Raw genomic sequence first — 20,447 nt, 5'->3', positions numbered from 1 at the left:
ACTCCCCGTGTCCCGTCCTCTGTTCGCGGCCTCGTCCCACGACCGGTGACGTGCCCGATTCGTGACGCTAGCACGCACCCCGCCGGGGAGCGCCCGGGTGGGGCTCCCCAACGGGGTGCGCCAAGGCCCGCGGATCTCCCGGCACCCGGGGTGCCGGGGCCCCGTCAGCCGAGGCGGGTCAGCTTGTCCGTGAAGCCGGGCTCGCCGAGGTCCTTCTGCAGGGCGACCGGGACCCTGACCACGCCGCCCGCGCCGCCGTCGCCGACGGTGAGCGTGCCGACCTTGGCACCGGCCTTCGCCGAGTGCGGCACCTGGACCGGGGCGAAGGACACCTTCACCTTGGAACCGGCCCAGCCGACCGCGGTGACGTCCTCGGTGACCACGACCGGGGTGTGACCCCCGAGCTGGTCGTCCACGTACCCGACGACGTCGCCCTTCTTGAGGATCTTCGCCGAGGCCAGCGCCTCCTTGGCGGCCTGGAGGGCGGTCTTGCTGACGTTGTTGACGGTCGTCAGGATGGGGCTCTTGCGCTGCCCCAGGATCGCGCCGACGACGGTGACCGTCTGGCCGCCCACCTTCTTGCGGGCGGCGAAGAGCAGGTTGCCGCCGGCCGCGGTGGTGCTGCCGGTCTTGATGCCGATGGCGCCCATCCGGTACGGCAGCTCGTTGTAGTTCGGCCAGTTCTTGCCGGAGGGGTCCGTCCAGCTGGCCGCGCTGGTGATGGCCACCAGCGCCGGGTTCTTCACGACCTGGTCGCCGAGCTTCACCTGGTCCTCGGCGGTGGAGACGGTGGTCTTCGTCAGGCCGGAGGGGTCGGTGTACGTCGTGTTGGCCATCCCCAGTTCCTTGGCGGTGGCGTTCATCTTCTTGACGAACGCCGCCTCGGAACCCGCGTCCCAGCGCGCGAGCAGCCGCGCGATGTTGTTCGCGGACGGGATCATGACGGCGGACAGCGCCTGCTTCTCGGTGAGGGTCTGGCCGGCCTTGACCGTGTTGAGGGTGGACTCGTCACCGGTCTTGTCGTAGCCGCCCTCCTTCTCCGCCTGCGGGTCGATCGTGATCTTCGGCCCCTCCTGGCCCACCTTCAGCGGGTGGTCGCGCAGGATGATGTACGCCGTCATGGTCTTGGCCACCGACCCGATGGCCACCGGCTTCTGCTCGCCGAAGTGGTCCATCGTGCCGACGCCGTCGACGTCCATCCAGCCCTGGCCCTCGTTCGGCCACGGCAGGGTCAGCCTGGTGCCGTCGAAGGTGAAGGTGTCCTTCGCGGTGAGAGCGAGGGTGGGCGAGGGCAGCGGGCGCAGCGCCTGTACGACCGCGAAGACCACCACGAGCAGCAGGACCAGCGGGGTCCAGATCTTCACCCGGCGCACGGTGGTGCGCAGCGGGGTCTGAGGCGGCGGCGGCGTGTTCGTCAGCTCCGCCAGCAGGTCCAGCGGGGGCTTGGGGGGCAGCGGCTGCTGGGTGGTGGGTTCGAAGCCGGGCCGGTGGTTGCGGGCGGTGGGGGTGGGTGTCACCGCGGGCGCGGTGGGCGCCGCCTGCGCGGTGGGCGCGGTGGGCGCGGTGGGCGCCGCCTTCGGGGCGTCGTCGAGGGGCTTGAGCGCGACGAACTTGCTGGTGCGCTCGGCCTCGGACTCGGCCGCGCGGGACCCGGGCGCGGGCTTCGGGGCGGACTTGGCGTCGCCCTTCGCTCCGTCCTTCGCGCCGCTCTTCGCGTCGCCCTTCGTCTCGGCCTTCGCGGCGCCCTTCGTCTCGGCCTTCGCGTCGCTCTTCGTCCCGCTCTTCGTCCCGCTCTTCGGTGCGCCGCCCAGCTTCAGCATGGTGGTGGGCTGGTCGACGGCGGGCCTGGGCGTCTTGAAGACGGCGGTGGGCTGGTCGACGGGGGGCCCGGCCGGGGTCTTGGACCCGGGTGCCTCGGTCTCCGGCTCGGACTCCGGCTTCGACCCGCCGTCGGGCTTGGCCTCGGGCGCCTCGGGATCCTCGGCCTCGGACGCCTTCGCGTCTTCGCCGTCCGCTTGGGGCTCGGAGCGCTTGCCGTCCTCGCCGTCCTGGTCGTCCAGGTTGTCCTTGCCGGTCTCGCCCTCGGGTTCGGCGTCGCCCGCCGCCTCGGCCGCCTCCACGCCCTCGTCGGCGTCCTCGGCGTCCTCGGCGTCCTTGGCGTCCACCCACGCGGCCACTGCCGCCCGCAGGCGTGTGTCACCCGAGGTGGCGGTGCGCTCGCCTGCGGCCGCCTTCTCGCCTTCGCCCGCGCCCTCCGCGCCGTCCTCCGCGCCGGAGTCCGCCGTACCGGCGCCCGCGCTCTCCTCGGCCTTCTCGGCCGGCTTCGAGCCGTTTCCCTCGCCCTTGCCCTCGCTCCCGCTCTCGTCCTCGGCCCCGCCGTCGTCCCCGCCCCGGGACTTCCCCGGCTCGTCGGACTCCGTCACCACGCCCCGCACCGAGAGCACCCGCGTGGCCGTGTCCACGCCACCCCGGCTCTCCGGCGTACCGGACGACGTACCGGAATCCCCGGACTCCCCCGCCACCGTGAGGCGAGGATCGCGGGCATCGCGTGCCTCGCTCCTGGCCCCGGGAACCGGACCCGCGCTCCCCGACGTCGGTTCTGCCGACGACTCGCGCTGCTTCGACCTGTCGGGGGACTCGCCCGCCACCGATGCCTCCTCTGTGCCGCACGCCCCGCGTGCCGCTACGAACCGTGAACCGCCGCCCGCACGACAGCCGTACCGTCCGGCCGGACCAGTGGCCGTACCACCGCCTGTACCACTCGGTCGTACCACTGTCCGAACCATGTACCAGTGTCCTGTGCGCGGGCCAAACCCAAAGCGGAAGACGAGAACGACATACCTACTGGTTCCACTACGAACCGGTCACGCACCCTCGACAGACCAATGTGAGAGGGGTCACCCTGTCATTCATCCACGCGGGGAGGCATGGATGGGCAGGAGCCGCAGAACACTTCCGGAGGAGCTTCTGCTGCTGGCGCTGGACCCGACCACGGGTACCACTGCACAGCCGCAGTCGCTCGACCTGGGTCTGGCCGGAGCACAGCTAGTGGAGCTGGCGCTGGCCGGACGGATAGCCCCAGACGGGGATCGTATCGCCGTGGTGGTACCACGGCCGACAGGAGATCCGACTCTGGACTGCGCGTTGGAGTTGCTGCGAAGGCGCGGCGCTCCGGTACGGGCCGTCCACTGGATCGGCGGGCCCCGTCTCGGGCTCCGCCAGACCTATCTCTCGCACCTGGAACGGTGCGGCATGGTGCACGCCGTGGCCGGCCAGATGTGCGGGGTACTGCCGACGACTCGCTATCAGGCCACGGACAACGCGATCAGCCGGGAGATCCGGTCCCGGCTCGATTCCGCGATCCGCACCGGCGTCCCGCCGGACCCGCGGACCGCGGCGCTCGCCGCACTGGCCCACGCGGTCGGTCTCGGCAAGCACCTGTATCCGGGCAACGAGGGACGCTCGTCGCGTTCCCGGCTGCGGGACCTGATCCGCCACGACCCGATGGGCGGTCTCGTGGCGCACGCCGTGATGGACGTGCAGAACGGCGTGGGGGCCCAGCCACGCCGCGGTCCGGCCTCGGCCGGCGGGCGGCAGGCCACGGCAGGCGGCAGGCCCGCGCCGGAACCGGCCCACGGCGTTCCGATGCAGCCGCAGCGCGGCGGCGTCGGTTCCATGGCCCGTGCGGTGGCGCACTGAGCCGCCGCGGCAGCAGAAACGTCACGCGACACGAAGTGGCGGAACGACCGACCTGAGCGCCGCACCGCAGTCCCCGGACCCGGTTCGGGAGCCGCTGGTCCGGGCGGGGTGGAGGGATCACCGGGTCCCTCCGCCCCGCCCGGCCGTTCACCACGGCCCCGAACCGGCGCGCAGGCGGCGCATATCCGGCGTTTCCCAGCGCCGAGAAGCACCTTGGTGGCAGTCTGCTCAGCAGCAGATACGCAAAGTAGAGGCATGCAGCCGGAGGTGCACGTCCCGTGGCGTCCAATGTCAATCCCACCGTCAGGCGGCGCCGGCTGGGCCAGGAGCTGCGCAGGCTCCGCGAGCTCAAGGGCATGACGGCCGAGGAGGTGGCGGAGCGGCTGCTGGTGTCGCAGTCGAAGATCAGCCGCCTGGAGAACGGCCGGCGCAGCATCAGCCAGCGCGACGTCCGCGACCTGTGCGGGGTCTACGAGGTGGCGGACCACCGGGTCGTCGATTCGCTGATGCAGATGGCCAAGGACTCGCGCCAGCAGGGCTGGTGGCACTCCTTCGGCGACATCCCGTACAGCGTCTACATCGGCCTGGAGACCGATGCGGCGAGCCTGCGGGTGTACGACCCCCAGGTCGTCCCCGGCCTGCTCCAGACCCGGCAGTACGCGGAGGCGCTGATCGCCGGGGCGCTGCCCGAGACGGCGCCCGCGGACATCGAGAAGCGCGTCCAGGTGCGGATGCGGCGGCAGGAACGAATCTCCGCCGTCGAGAACCCGTTGCGCCTGTGGACGGTACTCGACGAGGCCGCGCTGCGCCGGGTCGTCGGCAACCGCTCACTGATGCGGGAGCAGCTGGAGCACCTGGTCGAGCAGTCTCAACTGCCGCACGTGACGGTCCAGGTGATCCCGTTCGAGATGGGCGCGCACCCCGGGCTGAACGGACAGTACGCCATCCTGGAGTTCCCGGACACGGCCGACTCCAGCGTCGTCTACATCGAGGGCGTCACCAGCGACCTGTACCTGGAGAAGGCCAACGACGTGCAGAAGTACAGCGTGATGTACGAGCACCTGAGGGCGCAGGCGCTGAACGTGGAGCAGTCGCGCGAGTTCATCGAGAAGGCCGCGAAGGACTACGCGCGCTGAGGACGGCGCACAGTACACCGCCAACGCCCTTTTACGGAAGAGCCGTTGGAATATGCCATCCGGTCGAGTGAACGATCACTTCACCTGTCGGGGCCGGCGAGTAGCGTCGATCACGCCATCGAGCAACACCGTTGGCCCAAACCGCGCTGTGGGTTCCCCGAACGCGTCGTGCGGTGACAGCAACTCAACCCCTCACTCGCAATCCGGAGCAGAAATGGCAATTCGTCAGGGCGCCACGGAGACGTGGACCAAGTCCTCGTACTCCACGGGCAACGGCGCGTGCGTCGAGGTCAAGTCACCGGTCGTCGCGGCCATGGCGGTCCGGGACTCCAAGGTCCCCGAGGGCCCGGTGCTCGGCTTCCCCGCCGACGCGTGGAACTCGTTCGTGGCATCGGTCAGGGCGTGAGGGAGGCCCCTTCCGGCCTCCCTCACGCGTCGTGACAGACAACTGAAGAGCACAGCAGGCGCGAGCGGCACCGCGAGCGCCGCACGAAAAGCCCCCCGGCCAGTTCGCCGTCCTTGCCGAGGGGGCTTTTTCGTGCCCTTTTCCGCACCCCCTCCCCGCTTCGTCCCGTGTCTCTTTCACATCCCCAGGCGTTCATGTAGATGAACCAAGGTCAGTAGCACGGATGTCTTTACCCGCTCTTGACCTTCCGCTTTCTTGTCGTGCCCGCGTAACCGATCCCACGATGAGCGGGCACTTCGCGGCCTTCCTCGCCCCTACCCCGCTCAGGCGAAGTGCCAACCAGCTGAGCGGAGTTCACAAGGCGGACCCTGGGAGGGGGCACATGAACGGTCTCGACTGGGCCGTGCTCATCGGCTACTTCGGAGTGATGGTCGCGATCGGCGTCTGGTCGCACAAGCGGGTGGGCGACGTCAGTGACTTCTTCACCGCCGGCGGCAAGATGCCCTGGTGGCTGTCCGGCATCTCGCACCACATGTCGGGCTACAGCGCGGTGCTGTTCACCGGGTACGCGGGCATCTCCTACACCTACGGCGTCACCTCCTTCGTCACCTGGTCGTTCCCCATCGCGCTGGGCATCGCCATCGGATCGAAGCTGTTCGCGCCGCGCATCAACCGGCTGCGCTCCCGCCTGCACGTGGCCTCACCGCTGGAGTACCTGAAGAACCGCTACAACCTCTCCACCCAGCAGGCCCTCGCCTGGTCCGGGATGCTGCTGAAGATCGTGGACGTCGGCGCCAAGTGGGCGGCGATCGCGACCCTGCTCTCCGTCTTCACCGGGATGAGCCTGAACCAGGGCATCCTCATCACCGGCGCGATCACCGCGGTCTACTGCACGATCGGCGGCCTGTGGGCGGACGCGCTCACCGAACTGGGGCAGTTCGTCATCCAGTTGCTGGCGGGCGTGTCGATGTTCGTGGCCGTCGTCCTGAAGCTGAACGACAAGGGCATCGGCTTCCTCGGCGCCTGGGACGAGCCCGCCCTGCACGGCCACGGCAAGCCGCTCATCGGCCCGTACGGCACGGTGTTCCTGCTGGCCTTCCTCTTCATCAAGCTCTTCGAGTACAACGGCGGCATGCTCAACCAGGCCCAGCGCTACATGGCCACGGGCAGCGCCCGCCAGGCCGAACGCTCGGCGCGGCTGTCGGCGGTCCTGTGGCTCGTCTGGCCGGTCGTCCTCTTCTTCCCCATGTGGATGTCGCCGCTGCTGGTCCACGCGAGCAAGCCCGACGGCTCCGACTCCTACGCCCTGATGACCGAACAGCTCCTGCCGCACGGGCTGCTGGGCCTGGTCATCGTCGGCTTCTTCTCCCACACGATGGCCATGTGCTCCTCCGACGCCAACGCCATCGCCGCCGTCTTCACCCGGGACGTGGCGCCCGTGCTGTCGCGGCGGGCACGGGGGTGGGGCGCGCGCAGCGGCCTGGTCGCCGCCCGGGTGACGACCGTCGTCTTCCTCGGCCTGTCCATGGCGGTGGCCACGCAGGTCAACTCCCCCGCGTTCAAGGACATCATCACGGTCGTCATCAAGTGGGTCGCCGGGCTCATGGGGCCGATCGCGATCCCGATGATGCTCGGCCTGCTCCGCCCCTTCCGCCGCTCCGGCCCCACGGCCGCGCTGACCAGCTGGGGCCTGGGTCTGCTGGCCTTCTGGCTGGTGAACTACCCGATCAACTGGAACGTCGACGGCGGCGTACCGCTCCAGTACCAGGTGTCGATCCCGCTCGCGGTCTCCCTGGTCCTGTACATCGTCGTCGGCTACGTCCGGCCGGAGGACACCCCCGAGCGGCTCGCGGTCATCGAACGGGTCAACACCGACGGGGACGGGCCCGGCGGTGCGGCGGGGGCCGCCGCGGTACCGGCCCCGGCGGGCGCGGGCGACGACGTGATCGGCCCGCGGCCGTCCTGACCGGCCCCTCTAGGCGGTACCCCGCGGATACCGGGCGAGCCAGCCCGGAGCCGACCCGGCGGGTCCGTGCAGCGCGGCGCCCTGGGTCATCTCCATCGCGAAGTCGTCCGCCAGGACCAGAAGGGTGGGACGTCCCTCCAGCTCGGCCAGCCAGGCCGGCGGGAGGGACGTCTCGCCGTGCAGGGCCCCGAGCAGGCCGCCGGTGAGGGCCCCGGCCGCGCCCGAGGGGCCGCTCTGGTTCACCGCCAGGCACAGCCCGTGCCGTACGTCCTCGCCGACGAGCGCGCAGTACACCGCCACGGCCAGCAGTCCCTGCGCGGTGCCCTCACCGGCCAGTTCCTCCACCCGCGCGGGGCCCGGCAGCCCCTGGCGCACCGCGCCCAGCGCGTGCTGCAACGCGTCCGACACCGGCTCGTGGCCGGGGCGTACAGCCAGCAGCGCCAGCGCCTTCTGCACGGCGGCGTCGAGCCCGTCACCGCGGGTGAGCGCGTGCACGATCGCGGCGTACGCGCCTGCCGCGAGCCAGGCCGAGGGGTGCCCGTGGCTCTGCGCGGCGCACTCCACGGCGAGCTGCACGACCAGCTGCGGCTCCCACCCGACCAGCAGCCCGAACGGCGCGGACCGCGCGGCGGCCTCCGCCCCCGCCTCGCCGGGGTTCTTCGGCGCCTGGAGCGTCCCCATCGTCTCGTCCCCGAAGCCGCCGAGCAGCGCCCGCGTCGGCTCCCGCCGCGTGTACAGCCACTCCTCACGGGCCAGCCACCCGTCGTCCTCGCGCCGCTCGTCGGGCCCCCAGTCCCGCTGGGTCGCCGCCCACCGCAGGTACGCCCGGTGCACGTCGGTCGGCGGGTGCCAGGCCCCGGCGTCCCGACGCACCTGCGCCCGGATCAGCCCGTCCACGGAGAACAAGGTGAGCTGGGTGAGGTGCGTGACGGCCCCGCGCCGCCCGTGCGCCGGAACGAGGTCCGCGACGCCCTCGGGCCCGTGCGCCTCCCGGATCTCCCCGAGCCCCAGCCCGTCCACCGGCGCCCCGAGCGCGTCACCCAGCGCGCCCCCGAGCAGCGTGCCGCGCACCCGGCCCCGGAAGTCCTGCTGCTCGGCACGCCCCCAGACGGCCCCGGACGTCGTACCCACCCAGACCTCCTCACGGCACCGTCCGTACGTACGACGTTCGGCACTGTAGTCGAAGGGGAACCCTGTGTTCAGGGTCGGTCGAGTTCGGCCCACACCGTCTTCGCGCGAGCCGGCGCTTCCTCCACACCCCAGCGGTCCGCGTACGCCGCGACGATCCGCAGACCCCGCCCGGACTCCGCCTCCGCTTCCCCCGACGCCTCCGCGACCTGCGGGAACCGGTCACCCCGCGCGTCGGTCACCTCGATCCGCAGCATGCCGCCGGAGTACCGCCGCAGCGTCAGCCGGAAGTCGCGGCCCGCGACCCGCCCGTGGAACACCGCGTTCGACGCCAGCTCCGCCACGACCTGCACGGCAGCCTCGAACGGCTGTCCCCAGTCGTCGAGTTGCCGCTCGGCCAGCAGCCGGGCCAGTCGCGCACCTCTTCGAGTGGCGGACAGCTGCACGACGAAATGGTCCGTGGCGGGAGTGACCCCGGGGAGCAGTTCCTGACTCATGTCACCCAGCGTGGCCGCTCGACCCTACGCTGAACAGCCACGGGCCCGGTACGCGCAGTGACCGTCCGGACGCTCACCGGGGTCGTACGGCTCGTACGCCAGGAGGGGAAGACCATGGAGGACGAGGAGGCCGAGGCCGTACTCAGGACGGTCGGCCGGCAGATCAAGATGTGGCGCGAGACCGCCGGGCTCAAGCAGGCGGAACTCGGCGCCGCCATCGGCTACGGCGAGGAGATGGTCTCGTCGGTGGAACGCGGGCGGCGCGTCCCCAAGCCCGACTTCCTCGACAACGCCGACCAGGCACTCGGCGCGGGCGGCAAGCTCTCCGCGATGAAGAAGGACGTGGAGGAGGCGCGGTACCCGAAGAAGGTACGGGACCTGAAGAAGCTGGAGGAGGACGCGGTGGAGTTGGGGGCGTACGCCGGCCTCCACGTCCACGGACTGCTCCAGTCCCCCGAGTACGCCCAGGCGCTGTACGCGATGCGGCGGCCCGCGTACACGGAGGACGAGGTCGAACGGCTCGTCGCGGCACGCATGGCCCGGAAGGCCGTCTTCGAGCGCGTACCCCGGCCGCTGATCACCTTCGTCCAGGAAGAGGTGACCCTGCTGCGGCCCATCGGGGGCAGAATGGTGTTGCGTCGCCAGCTCGAACACCTGCTTGAGATCAGCAAGTTGAGGCACGTGTCGATCCAGGTGATGCCGACGGATCGGGAGGATCACGCGGGCATGATGGGTTCGTTGCGGGTACTGAAGCTCCGGGACGGCAAAACACTGGGTCACTCAGAGGGGCAGTTGTACGACCGTGTGATCAGCGACCCGCGGGACGTCCAAATCCTGGAGATGCGCTATGGAATGATCCGGGCGCAGGCCCTCTCACCCGACGAGTCGCTGGCCTTCATCGAGAAACGACTGGGAGACCTGACATGACTGCCCTGAACTGGTTCAAGAGCAGCTACAGCGGCAACGACGGCCCCGACTGCATCGAAGTAGCCCTGGAATGGTTCAAGAGCAGCTACAGCAGCAACGAGGGCCCCGACTGCGTAGAGGTGGCCATAGCCGCCGAGGCCACCGTCCACGTCCGTGACTCCAAGGCCAGGGACGGCGGCCGGCTGGCGTTCGCCGGGAGCGCCTGGGCGGAGTTCCTGGGCTTCGCGGCGCGGCGCTAGCTAGTCGACGACCACCACCCGCGTCCCCTTCTCCGCGAACGCCCACAGGGCCGCGCCGTCCTGCTTGCCGGTGCGGACGCCGCCCGTCTTGATGCCCTCGGCGACCGGCGGCGGCGAGGAGCCGTCGACGGCGTTGCTGAAGGCGACGAAGACGCCCGACTTGCCCGCGAAGTACATGATGTGCTCGATCTGCACCCCGTCCGAGCCCTTCGTCGGGTCGGCGACGCGCTGGGAGATCGCGTACGCGCCCGGGTCGGGGCTGACCGTGCCGGGCCAGACGGGGAAGGTGCGGGACGGCATGCCGCGCTCGTCCATGAGCCAGACGCGTTTCTGGCCGAGGGAGTAGACGACGCGGCGGCCCGTGCCGGAGTCGGCCGGGGGCGCGGGCGGTGCCGTGTGCTTGGGGGAACCTGCCGCGGGGTGCTTGCCCGCCGAGGCCGACGGGCTCGGGCGGGCGGACGCGGCGACGGGGTGCTCACCCTGGTCCGCCTGGGCCGCCAGCACCCCGACCGCGACGACCGCCGCGACGGTCAGGCCGCTGACCCAGGCCCACGAAGGTATTCGGGCAGGCATGGGCACGCATCTCCTCGGCTACTCAGCTGTTCGGCCCCGGGAACCGTCGGCTCATCGTACTGTGGGCCGCCTCCCGCGCGGTTCAGTCCAGCACCGGCAGCAGCTCGGGCAGGTGGCCGTCGGAGGCCGCCGCCGCTCGCTGCCGTTCCTCCGGGACCTCGCCGTAGAGCGTGGTGCGCGGCCGGGCCGGGCGGCCCGCCGCTTCCGCCACCGCGACGAGGTCCTTGACCGACTTGTAGGAGCCGTAGGAGGAACCCGCCATGCGGGAGATGGTCTCCTCCATGAGGGTGCCGCCCAGGTCGTTGGCGCCGGAGCGGAGCATCTCGGCGGCGCCCTCCGTGCCCAGTTTGACCCAGCTCGTCTGGATGTTGGGGATCCAGGGGTGCAGCAGCAGGCGGGCCATCGCGGTGACCGCCCGGTTGTCGCGGACCGTGGGTCCGGGGCGGGCGATCCCGGCCAGGTAGACCGGGGCGTTGGTGTGGATGAAGGGGAGGGTGACGAACTCCGTGAAGCCGCCCGTCTCCTGCTGGACGCGTGCCAGGGTGCGGAAGTGGCCGAGCCAGTGGCGGGGCTGGTCGACGTGGCCGTACATCATGGTCGAGGAGGAGCGGATGCCCAGCTCGTGCGCCGTCTTCACGACCTCGATCCAGGTCGCGGTGGGCAGCTTGCCCTTGGTCAGGACCCAGCGGACCTCGTCGTCCAGGATCTCCGCCGCCGTCCCGGGGATGGTGTCCAGGCCCGCTTCCTTGGCCGCCGTCAGCCATTCGCGGATCGACAGGCCGGTGCGGGACGCGCCGTTGACCACCTCCATGGGCGAGAACGCGTGCACGTGCATGCCCGGGACGCGTTCCTTGACCGCCCTGGCGATGTCGAAGTAGGCCGTGCCGGGCAGGTCGGGGTGGATGCCGCCCTGCATGCAGACCTCCACCGCGCCCACGTCCCAGGCCTGCTGGGCGCGGTCGGCGACCTGGTCCAGGGAGAGGGTGTAGGCGTCGGCGTCCGTGCGGCGCTGGGCGAAGGCGCAGAAGCGGCAGCCGGTGTAGCAGACGTTGGTGAAGTTGATGTTGCGGGTGACGATGTACGTCACGTCGTCGCCGACCGCCGCCCTGCGGACGTCGTCCGCGATCCGCGTGAGGGCGTCCAGCGCCGGGCCGTCCGCGTGCAGCAGGGCCAGGGCCTCGGCGTCGGTCAGCCGCGTCGGGTCGTCGGCGGCGGTGCGCAGGGCCTCGCGGACGTCCGTGTCGATGCGCTCGGGTGCCATGCCGGGCGCCGCTGCCTCGCGCAGGGCGTCCCAGTCGCCGTAGACCTCGTCGAAGTCGGCACGGCGGTCGGTGGTGCGGCCCTCGGAGTCGATGGAGGTGTGCAGGTCGGTACGGCCGGACGCGGTGAACGCCTCGTCCGGTTCCTGCCAGGGGCGGCCCTCGACGGTCGCGCCCTCGCGGGCCAGACCGGTGGCGGGGTCGGCGAGGGCGCTCACGTGCGGGAGGAGGCGGGGGTCGAGCCAGGGTTCGCCCCGGGTGACGAACTCCGGGTAGACGCAGAGCCGTTCGCGTAGTTCGAACCCGGCGGCGGCGGAACGCTCGCGCAACTGGTCGATCTGCGGCCAGGGGCGTTCGGGGTTGACGTGGTCGATGGTGAGCGGGGAGACGCCGCCCCAGTCGTCGATACCGGCCGCGATGAGCCGTTCGTACTCGCCGTCCACGAGGTTGGGCGGGGCCTGGAGGCAGGCGGAGGGGCCCATGATGTGCCGGGCGACGGCGACCGTGGCGACCAGGTCGTCCAGTTCGGCGTCCGGCATGCCGCGCATCGCCGTGTCCGGCTTGGCGCGGAAGTTCTGGATGATCAGCTCCTGGATGCCGTGGTGGGCGCGGGCGACCTTGCGCAGCGCGAACAGGGACTCCGCGCGCTCCTCGTAGGTCTCGCCGATGCCGATCAGGATCCCGGAGGTGAACGGGACGGAGGAGCGGCCCGCGTCCTCCAGGACCCGCAGCCGCACGGCGGGCTCCTTGTCCGGGGAGCCGTGGTGCGGGCCGCCGGGCTCGGACCACAGGCGCGTCGCCGTGGTCTCCAGCATCATGCCCATGGACGGCGCGACGGGCTTGAGGCGCTGGAAGTCCGTCCAGGTCATGACGCCCGGGTTGAGGTGGGGCAGGAGGCCGGTCTCCTCCAGGATGCGGACGGAGATGGCGCGGACGTAGGCGATGGTGTCGTCGTAGCCGTGCGCGTCGAGCCATTCGCGCGCCTCGGGCCAGCGGTCCTCGGGCTTGTCGCCGAGGGTGATGAGGGCTTCCTTGCAGCCGAGTTCCGCGCCGCGGCGCGCGATGTCCAGGACCTCGTCGGGGGACATGAACATCCCGTGTCCGGCGCGGCGCAGCTTGCCGGGGACGGTGACGAAGGTGCAGTAGTGGCACTTGTCCCGGCACAGCCGGGTCAGCGGGACGAAGACGCTCTTGGAGTAGGTGATGACACCGGGGCGGCCGGCGGCCTCCAGGCCGGCGTCCCGCACCCGGGCGGCGGAGGCGACGAGGTCCTGCAACCGCTCGCCGCGGGCCTGGAGCAGCACCGCCGCCTCGGCGACGTCGAGGGCGACGCCGTCCCGGGCACGTTTGAGGGCGCGACGCAGGGAGTTCTCGGTGGGGCCGGTTCCGGAGGTCGCGGAAGTCGTCATCCTCCGAGCATACGATCGCGTTGACCAGCGGCGGCGGGGGTGGGCGCGCGGCGCGGGGGCAGGCGCGCGGCATGAGGGCAGGCGCGCGGTGTGAGGGCAGGCGGGGACCCGCACGGCCCCGCTCGGGCAGTGGCGGGGACCCGCACGGTCCCGCTCGGGCGGTGGCGGGGCCCCGCACGGACCCGCCCGGCCGCGCGCCGGTGGCCGCGTGATCTGCCGCGCCGCTCCCCTCGGCGCCCGCTCCCGGCCCATGGCGTTGCCGTGGGGGCCATACCCCGGGTCCGGTCCGGCCGCACCGCGACCCGCTTCCCGGCACCGGCCCATCACAGGTCAGGCACCTCCTCGGCCCGGCACCGGCCCCAGGGCCCGGCCGAGGCCCTAGGCTGACCGCCCATGACCCGCCACAGCGAGCTGAAGCACCGGGTGGTCACCCGCTTCCAGCGGTACGTCGCCAACCCGGTCAACCGGCGCCTGCCCTCGCAGACGCTGCTGGAGACCACCGGCCGGGTCTCCCGGCTGCCCCGCCGCACCCCCGTGGGCGGACGCCTGACGGACGGATCCTTCTGGATCGTCTCCGAGTTCGGCCACCGGTCCCAGTACGTCCGCAACATCGAGGCCGATCCGGCCGTCCGCGTCCGCATCCGGGGCCGCTGGCACCACGGCACCGCCCACCTCCTGCCCGACGACGACGCCCGGGCCCGGCTGCGCCGCCTGCCCCGGTTCAACAGCGCGGCGGTACGCGCCTTCGGCACGGACCTGCTGACCGTCCGGGTGGATCTGACCGACTGAGGCGCCTCCGCAAGCGGAGAGCGTGTGTGGGCCTTGTGAGACCGGGCACCACGGCCTGTGATCGCTGTCTCCCGGAGCTGACGCATCTGCCATGAACAAGGCAAACTGGCCTCTCGGTGATGGAAAGTTCGGCAGCGGCCAGGGAGCAGCGATGGACGGTGTACCGCGAGTACCGGAGCAGCGGCGTGCCGAGCGGTCGGCGGCGCTGCGCTTCTGCGTACTCGGGCCGGTGCGCGCCTGGCGCGGCGAGGAACCGCTGCCCACCGGCTCACCGCAGCAGCGGGCCCTGCTCGCCGCGCTGCTGCTGCGCGAGGGGCGTACGGCCACGGCGTCCGAGCTGATCGACGCCCTGTGGGGCGAGGAACCGCCGTCGCAGGCACTGGCCGCGCTGCGCACGTACGCGTCCCGGCTGCGCAAGGTCCTCGATGCCGGGGTCCTGGTCAGCGAGTCCGGCGGATACGCCGTACGCGGCCTGGGTGAGGGCGCGCTGGACCTGGGGGCGGCGCAGGACCTCGCCACGGAGGCGGAGAAGGCCCGGGCGGCAGGGGACCTGCACCGGGCGCGGACGCTGCTCGACCGCGCGCTGCACCTGTGGGACGGCGAGCCGCTGGCCGGCGTGCCCGGCCCGTACGCCGAGGCCCAGCGGGTACGCCTGCACGAGTGGCGGCTCCAACTGCTGGAGTCACGCCTCGACATGGACCTGGAACAGGGCTGCCACAGCGAGGCCGTCTCCGAACTCACCGCCCTGACCGCGGCCCACCCGCTGCGGGAGCGCCTGCGCGAACTGCTGATGCTCGCGCTGTACCGCAGCGGCCGGCAGGCGGAGGCGCTGGCGGTCTACGCGGACACCCGCCGGCTGCTCGCCGACGAACTGGGCGTGGACCCGCGCCCGGAACTGCGCGAGTTGCAACAGCGGATCCTGCGCGCCGACCCCGCCCTCGCCCAGCCCTCCGCGCCCGCCCCGGAACCCTCCGTCACGCCCGTACGGCCCGCCCAACTCCCGGCGACCGTACCCGACTTCACCGGACGCGCGGCTTTCGTCGCCGAACTGGGCACCATGCTGGCCTCGGCCGACGGCCGGGTGATGGCCGTGTCGGCGCTGGCCGGGATCGGCGGCGTCGGCAAGACGACCCTGGCCGTCCACGTGGCGCACCACGCCCGGACGGCCTTCCCCGACGGCCAGTTGTACGCCGACCTCCAGGGCGCCGGGCAGCGCGCCGCCGAACCGGAGACGGTCCTCGGCTCCTTCCTGCGCGCCCTCGGCACCGCGGACTCGGCGATCCCCGACTCCCTGGAGGAGCGGGCGGCCCTGTACCGCTCCGTCCTGGACGGCCGCCGGGTCCTGGTCCTGCTGGACAACGCGCGCGACGCCGCGCAGGTCAGACCCCTGCTGCCGGGCACGGAGGGCTGCGCCGCGCTGGTCACCTCCCGGGTGCGGATGGTCGACCTGGCGGGCGCGCACCTGGTCGACCTGGACGTGATGAGCCCGGAGGAGGCCCTGCAGCTCTTCACCCGCATCGTCGGCGAGGAGCGGGTGGCGAGCGAACGCGAGGCCGCCCTGGACGTGGTCGCCGCCTGCGGCTTCCTGCCCCTCGCCATCCGCATCGCCGCCTCCCGCCTCGCGGCCCGCCGCACCTGGACGGTCTCCGTCCTCGCCGCCAAACTGGCCGACGAGCGGCGCCGCCTGGACGAACTCCAGGCGGGCGACCTGGCGGTGAAGGCCACCTTCGAACTGGGTTACGGCCAACTGGAACCGGCCCAGGCCCGCGCCTTCCGCCTGCTGGGCCTCGCCGACGGCCCCGACATCTCCCTGGCGGCGGCAGCAGCCGTCCTCGACCTGCCCGTCGAGGACACCGAGGACCTGCTGGAGTCCCTGGTCGACACCTCCCTCCTGGAGTCCGCCGCCCCCGGCCGCTACCGCTTCCACGACCTGGTCCGCCTCTACGCCCGAGCCTGCGCCGAACGCGACGAACGCCCCCCGGGCGAACGGGACGCGGCGATGTCGCGCCTGCTGGACTTCTACCTGGCCACGGCGGCGGGGGTGTACGCGATCGAGCGGCCGGGGGACCGGCTGGTGGACCACCTGGAGGAGACAGCCGTCCCGGGGCTGGTCTTCCCCGATCGCCGCGCCGCGCAGGACTGGCTCTACGCCGAGGCGGTACCGCTTCTGGCCTGCGTACGCCAGTCGTCGGGCGGTACGACGCTGCGCCGGGCCGTCGACCTGCTGTGGGCGGCGGTCGACCTCGCCGAGTCGGGGGCGAACTCCAAGGAGTACGAAGCGGCCGGGGCGGCCCTGCGCGACGCGGCGCGGGCGGCCCGCGACAGCCGCGCCGAGGGCCGGGCCTGCCTCGTGCTGGCCAACGCCCGCCACTGGTCGGGCCAGTTCGGCCAGGCCGACCTGGAGGCACGGCAGGCACTCGCCCTCTCCGAGGCCGCCGCCGATCCGCTGCCGTGCTGCTGGGCGGCGAACATCCTCGGCGCCTTCGCCTTCTACCAGAGCCGGTACGCGGAGGCCGAGGAGCACCTGGAACGGGCCATCGCGGACTTCAGGGCCTGCGGCGACCTCTCCGGCGCGGCGGCGGCACTGTGCAACCTCTCGCGCCTGCACCTGCAGACCGGGCGGGCGGACAGCGCGGTGGACCTGGCCCGGCAGGGCACGGAGATGTACGAGGGGCTGGGCCATCTGCTCAAGGCCGCCAACGGCCATTACGCGCTCGGCATGGCGCTCGGCAAGAACGGCCAGCCGGCCGACGCCACCGAGCACCTGCGCCAGGCCCTGCACGTGTTCCGCACCAGCAGGCAGCGGCTGTGGGAAGGCATGACCCTGTTCCGGCTCGCCGAGGTGGACCTGCTCGCCCAGCGCCCCGCACAGGCGGCGGCCAACGCCGAGATGGCCCTGACCCCGCTGCGGGAGATCGGGGGCGAGTGGCGCCGCGGGAACGTGCTGACCCTGCTCGGCAAGGCGCTCGACGGGATCGGCCAGGCGGGCCGGGCCCGGGTCTGCTGGCAGGAAGCGCTGGAGATCTACGAGCGGTCGAACTCGCCCGAGGCAGCGGACGTGCGGACCCTGTTGGCCCCCGCGCACGCGACCTGATCCGCGTCCGGCGCGTCCGGCGCGTTCATCGAACGTTTATCGCCGCACGGCATGCTCGTCGTTGCCGGGCCGTCGCGTCGGGGGGCAGGCGGACCGGCGGGGAGACCGGCTCACTCGCGATCTAGAGTGGGCGGCTCCAACGGCCCATCCGGGCACACTCGGGGGAGTGACCGGATGGGCCGCCCACAGCTTGTACGCGACCTTCAAGGGGAGGCACCACCACCATGAGCGACGCCACCAAGGACGAGCCGGTCGTCAAGCCGGACAACACCCACATCACCGACGCCGCGGCCGGTTCGGAGATCAAGCCGCTGAACACGCACATCACCGACGCCGAGGCCGGCACCGAGGTCAAGCCGCTCAACACGCACATCACGGACGAGAAGGCCTGACCGACCGGAGCCACACGGGGGGACACGGGGGCTGGGGGGGGCTCGGGGGACACGGGGGACACGGGGGATCGGCCGCGGCGGCGCGGAGGGGGAGCCGTCGCGGCCGACGTGTGTCCTGGACCTGTCGCCGGGGTCGGTCACTTCGGCGTTCGCGTACGGCTTCTTCTTCGTGCCGTGGGTGTCGTCGTCGTCCGAGTCGTACCGGCGCCCGTGGCCGCGGGAGAAGCCCGTCAGGGCGGGCACCACGACCGCCGGCGCCGCCGTGAGCCTGCGTCCGCGCCCCCGTGTTCGCAGGCGCGGCACCCTACCCGGTGGTGCGTGCCGTGCCCGTGCCCTTCTCCGCGTCCAGGGCGTACACGCAGCGGTCCTTGCTGCACGCGTACACGACGCCGTCCCGGACGACCGGGGAGCCGGTGATCTCGCCGCCGGTCGCCAGTTTCCAGCGCAGGCGGCCGTCGTCGGCCTTGAGCGTGTAGAGGAGGTGGTCGGTGGAGCCGAAGTGGATGCGGCCCTCGGCGACCGCCGGGGAGCCGACGATCTCGCCGCCGGACTGGAAGCGCCACTTGGGCGTCCCGGTCACCGCGTCCAGGGTGTACAGGCCCTTGCCGCTGCCGACGTGCACGTGTCCGGCGGCGACCAGGACCGGGTCGACGCAGGAGCGGGCCTCGGTGGCGATGCGCCAGCGGTCGCGGCCGTCGGTGGCGTCCAGGGCGTAGACGGTGCCCAGGTAGTCGGCCAGGTAGACGCCGCCGCCGGTGACCGCCGGGCCGGGGGCGAAGGCGGGCGGGGAGAGGAAGACGGCGGGGGCCTCGAAGTGCCAGCGGACGTGGCCGCTCGCCACGTCCAGGGCGAGGACACGGGTGCCGGCCGAGACGTAGACGTAGCCGTCGGGAGCGGCCGTGATGCGCACCGGTACGCCGCCGCAGGAGGCCGCGTCCCCGATCGGGTAGGACCAGCGCTCGTCCCCGGTGCGGGCCTCCAGGGCGCGCAGGCGGGCGTCCTGCCAGACGTAGACGGTGCCGTCGTGGAGGGCGGGGCCGGCCTCGGGGGACTCGAAGTCGCTCTGGCAGCCGGTGATCTCCCACAGTTTCTGGCCGCCGGCGGCCTCCCGGGCCTGGACTCCGCCGCCGCGGGTGCCGGTGACGACGGTGCCCCGTTCGGCCTTGATCGAGTACACCCAGGCGTCGGTCTGCTGCCGCCACAGGTCGGCGCCGTCCCGGGCGTCCAGGGCGAACAGGGTGGGGCCGTCGGAGGCGTGCACGCGGCCGTCGGCGACCGCCATGGACCAGGCGACGTCCCGGGTCTTGAAGCGGCGCCGGCCGGTGGCCACGTCGAGGGCGTGCACCTCGAAGGAGGTGACGTAGACGAGGTCGCCGGCGACGGCGGGGGTGCCCCAGACGTCGTTGGACATGCGGAAGCGCCAGGGGCGCCAGCCGGGCGCGGTCTCCGGCGGCACGATCGGCGCCGCCTGGACGACGGGTGCGGCGCCGGGGCGCGGTCTGGACCAGGTGGCGGTGAGGCCCGCCTCCGGCGGGGGCGCCTTGACGGCGGCGGCGCGGGCGTCGGCGACGCGCGGGCCGGGACCGATGGGGACCTGGGCGCCGGCCAGCCGCACGGGGCCGGTGTCGGGGGCGCCGACCGGCGCGGGCATCGCGGGCAGCGGCGGGGCGGCCTGGACCTGGGCCGGGGCCGGGACGACGGGGTCGTAGGAGGGCGGGGGCGGCGGCGGTACGGCGGGCCGGGCGCCGTTCGCCGGGCCGCCCGAGGTGGGCGGCGCGGTGAGGCGTCCGCCGCGGCGGGACTCGATGAGGCCCACCGCCTGCTCGGGCAGCCAGGCCGAGGCGGTACCGCTGTCGTCGGAGCCGGAGCCGAAGAGGTGGGGGGCGAGCTGGGCCTGGAGGTCGGCGGGGGTGGGGCGGCCCGCGATCTCCATCTGCATGCAGGCCTCGATCAGCGGGCGCAGCTCGTCCGGCATGCCTTCGAGGTCGGGGCCCTCGCGCAGCAGCATGAAGACCGTCTCGACCGGGTTGGCGCCGTGGAAGGGCGGGTGCCCGGTGGCGGCGAAGACGAGCATCGAACCGAGGGAGAACACGTCGCTCGCGCCCGTGACGCTGCGCGAGTCCTTGGCCTGCTCGGGCGACATGTAGGCGGGGGTGCCGACGGCGACGTTCGTCATGGTCAGACGGGTGTTCGAAACGCCCGAGGCGATACCGAAGTCGATCACGCGCGGCCCGTCCTCGACGACGAGCACGTTGGACGGCTTCAGGTCGCGGTGGACGAGCCCGGCTCCGTGGATGGACTGGAGCGCCTCCGCGACGCCCGCCGCCAGCCAGCGCACCGCCTGCACCGGGAGCGGACCGCACTCGGTCACTATCTCTTCCAGGGAGGGGGCGGGGACGTAGGCGGTGGCGAGCCAGGGCACGGCGGCGCGCGGGTCGGCGTCGACCACCGCGGCCGTGTAGAAGCCGGAGACCGCCCGCGCGGCCTCGACCTCGCGCGTGAAGCGGACCCGGAAGAGCTGGTCCTCGGCCAGCTCGGTGCGGACCGTCTTGATCGCCACCCGCCGGCCGGACGCCGAGCGCGCGAGATAGACCAGCCCCATGCCGCCGGCGCCCAGCCGCCCCAGCACCTCGAACGGACCGATCCGCCGCGGATCGTGCTGCGTCAGCTGATCCACCACTTGCCTGCCACCTCCCCGTACGAGCCGCGTCACCTCCGTGTGTACGCGGCCCCCGTGCAGCGTCTCACCACCGCACCGCCGTGGCGGCACGCACTCCGATTCTTCCTGGCCGCGGCACTGGTTGCGAACCCGCCGACGAATCGGGATGTCCTGGTGCGTTTCCGGCGCAAAACGACGGTTTCCCGCCGCCGAGACCGTGTCCGGAGCGCGTTTTCACCTCTCCTTCACGACTTTCACCGCTCCTTCCGGCGCA

Annotated in this window: 15 protein-coding genes; 9 read left to right on the top strand and 6 right to left on the bottom strand. The window is 72.5% G+C overall.

Translation table 11 applies throughout. From position 1 onward, the window contains the following. Positions 1-164: 164 nt before the first annotated feature. On the bottom strand, positions 165-2,462 hold the full coding sequence (locus ACFC02_RS17425) for a D-alanyl-D-alanine carboxypeptidase (protein ID WP_376357409.1): 2,298 nt from the start codon (positions 2,460-2,462) through the stop codon (positions 165-167). Between the two features lie 469 nt (positions 2,463-2,931). Between ACFC02_RS17425 and ACFC02_RS17420 the strand changes: the two genes are divergently transcribed. From ACFC02_RS17420 to ACFC02_RS17405, 4 genes are all read left to right on the top strand, one after another. After that, positions 2,932-3,699, top strand: coding sequence for a GPP34 family phosphoprotein (locus ACFC02_RS17420; protein WP_376357407.1), 768 nt, complete (start codon positions 2,932-2,934; stop codon positions 3,697-3,699). Between the two features lie 278 nt (positions 3,700-3,977). Beyond that, positions 3,978-4,835 carry a helix-turn-helix domain-containing protein gene (locus ACFC02_RS17415; protein ID WP_376357405.1) on the top strand — a complete coding sequence of 286 codons (858 nt, stop codon included), beginning with the start codon at positions 3,978-3,980 and terminating at the stop codon, positions 4,833-4,835. Between the two features lie 214 nt (positions 4,836-5,049). Beyond that, on the top strand, positions 5,050-5,241 hold the full coding sequence (locus tag ACFC02_RS17410) for a DUF397 domain-containing protein (RefSeq protein ID WP_360966995.1): 192 nt from the start codon (positions 5,050-5,052) through the stop codon (positions 5,239-5,241). Positions 5,242-5,623: 382 nt separating this feature from the next. Then, on the top strand, positions 5,624-7,207 hold the full coding sequence (locus ACFC02_RS17405; RefSeq protein ID WP_376357403.1) for a sodium:solute symporter family protein: 1,584 nt from the start codon (positions 5,624-5,626) through the stop codon (positions 7,205-7,207). Between the two features lie 9 nt (positions 7,208-7,216). Here ACFC02_RS17405 and ACFC02_RS17400 read toward each other — a convergent pair whose 3' ends face one another. Both ACFC02_RS17400 and ACFC02_RS17395 read right to left on the bottom strand, forming a co-directional pair. Next, positions 7,217-8,338 carry an ADP-ribosylglycohydrolase family protein gene (locus tag ACFC02_RS17400; protein ID WP_376357401.1) on the bottom strand — a complete coding sequence of 374 codons (1,122 nt, stop codon included), beginning with the start codon at positions 8,336-8,338 and terminating at the stop codon, positions 7,217-7,219. A 68-nt stretch (positions 8,339-8,406) separates the two neighbouring features. After that, positions 8,407-8,832, bottom strand: a complete 426-nt coding sequence (locus ACFC02_RS17395; RefSeq protein WP_376357399.1) for an ATP-binding protein — start codon at positions 8,830-8,832, stop codon at positions 8,407-8,409. Positions 8,833-8,946: 114 nt separating this feature from the next. Here ACFC02_RS17395 and ACFC02_RS17390 point away from each other — a divergent pair, with 114 nt between their 5' ends. Then, on the top strand, positions 8,947-9,759 hold the full coding sequence (locus tag ACFC02_RS17390; protein WP_376357467.1) for a helix-turn-helix domain-containing protein: 813 nt from the start codon (positions 8,947-8,949) through the stop codon (positions 9,757-9,759). Beyond that, entirely contained in the window at positions 9,756-9,998 is a 243-nt protein-coding gene (locus ACFC02_RS17385; protein ID WP_376357397.1) for a DUF397 domain-containing protein, read from the top strand. Before ACFC02_RS17390 ends, ACFC02_RS17385 begins: the two co-directional genes overlap by 4 nt. Here ACFC02_RS17385 and ACFC02_RS17380 read toward each other — a convergent pair whose 3' ends face one another. Further along, positions 9,999-10,571 (bottom strand): hypothetical protein, encoded by a 573-nt coding sequence (locus ACFC02_RS17380; RefSeq protein ID WP_376357395.1) that lies wholly within the window; start codon positions 10,569-10,571, stop codon positions 9,999-10,001. An 82-nt stretch (positions 10,572-10,653) separates the two neighbouring features. Further along, positions 10,654-13,239: a bifunctional FO biosynthesis protein CofGH gene (locus ACFC02_RS17375; protein WP_376357393.1), complete on the bottom strand. Its 2,586-nt coding sequence runs from the start codon at positions 13,237-13,239 to the stop codon at positions 10,654-10,656. Between the two features lie 393 nt (positions 13,240-13,632). Here ACFC02_RS17375 and ACFC02_RS17370 point away from each other — a divergent pair, with 393 nt between their 5' ends. The 3 genes from ACFC02_RS17370 to ACFC02_RS17360 all read left to right on the top strand — a co-directional run bounded on the left by ACFC02_RS17370 (position 13,633) and on the right by ACFC02_RS17360 (position 17,514). Then, a complete protein-coding gene (locus ACFC02_RS17370) occupies positions 13,633-14,028 on the top strand; it encodes a nitroreductase/quinone reductase family protein (protein ID WP_376357391.1) in 396 nt (131 codons plus the stop codon). A gap of 151 nt (positions 14,029-14,179) precedes the next feature. Continuing rightward, positions 14,180-17,122 carry a BTAD domain-containing putative transcriptional regulator gene (locus ACFC02_RS17365; RefSeq protein ID WP_376357389.1) on the top strand — a complete coding sequence of 981 codons (2,943 nt, stop codon included), beginning with the start codon at positions 14,180-14,182 and terminating at the stop codon, positions 17,120-17,122. Positions 17,123-17,346: 224 nt separating this feature from the next. After that, positions 17,347-17,514 (top strand): hypothetical protein, encoded by a 168-nt coding sequence (locus ACFC02_RS17360; RefSeq protein ID WP_360967022.1) that lies wholly within the window; start codon positions 17,347-17,349, stop codon positions 17,512-17,514. Between the two features lie 304 nt (positions 17,515-17,818). On the opposite strand, the gene ACFC02_RS17355 is transcribed toward ACFC02_RS17360, so the two are convergent. Further along, entirely contained in the window at positions 17,819-20,194 is a 2,376-nt protein-coding gene (locus ACFC02_RS17355; protein WP_376357386.1) for a PQQ-binding-like beta-propeller repeat protein, read from the bottom strand. Between the last annotated feature and the right edge of the window lie 253 nt (positions 20,195-20,447).

This window comes from Streptomyces sp. NPDC056160, assembly GCF_042268205.1.
GTDB lineage: Bacteria > Actinomycetota > Actinomycetes > Streptomycetales > Streptomycetaceae > Streptomyces.
This window is presented reverse-complemented; position numbering and strand designations above follow the sequence as displayed.

Excerpts from the sequence above, each read along its gene's own strand:
- ACFC02_RS17420 (WP_376357407.1), top strand. The coding sequence starts at position 2,932 with ATGGGCAGGAGCCGCAGAACACTTCCGGAGGAGCTTCTGCTGCTGGCG.
- ACFC02_RS17410 (WP_360966995.1), top strand. The coding sequence starts at position 5,050 with ATGGCAATTCGTCAGGGCGCCACGGAGACGTGGACCAAGTCCTCGTAC.
- ACFC02_RS17405 (WP_376357403.1), top strand. The coding sequence starts at position 5,624 with ATGAACGGTCTCGACTGGGCCGTGCTCATCGGCTACTTCGGAGTGATG.
- ACFC02_RS17395 (WP_376357399.1), bottom strand. The coding sequence starts at position 8,832 with ATGAGTCAGGAACTGCTCCCCGGGGTCACTCCCGCCACGGACCATTTC.
- ACFC02_RS17390 (WP_376357467.1), top strand. The coding sequence starts at position 8,947 with ATGGAGGACGAGGAGGCCGAGGCCGTACTCAGGACGGTCGGCCGGCAG.
- ACFC02_RS17385 (WP_376357397.1), top strand. The coding sequence starts at position 9,756 with ATGACTGCCCTGAACTGGTTCAAGAGCAGCTACAGCGGCAACGACGGC.
- ACFC02_RS17380 (WP_376357395.1), bottom strand. The coding sequence starts at position 10,571 with ATGCCTGCCCGAATACCTTCGTGGGCCTGGGTCAGCGGCCTGACCGTC.
- ACFC02_RS17375 (WP_376357393.1), bottom strand. The coding sequence starts at position 13,239 with ATGACGACTTCCGCGACCTCCGGAACCGGCCCCACCGAGAACTCCCTG.
- ACFC02_RS17370 (WP_376357391.1), top strand. The coding sequence starts at position 13,633 with ATGACCCGCCACAGCGAGCTGAAGCACCGGGTGGTCACCCGCTTCCAG.
- ACFC02_RS17365 (WP_376357389.1), top strand. The coding sequence starts at position 14,180 with ATGGACGGTGTACCGCGAGTACCGGAGCAGCGGCGTGCCGAGCGGTCG.
- ACFC02_RS17360 (WP_360967022.1), top strand. The coding sequence starts at position 17,347 with ATGAGCGACGCCACCAAGGACGAGCCGGTCGTCAAGCCGGACAACACC.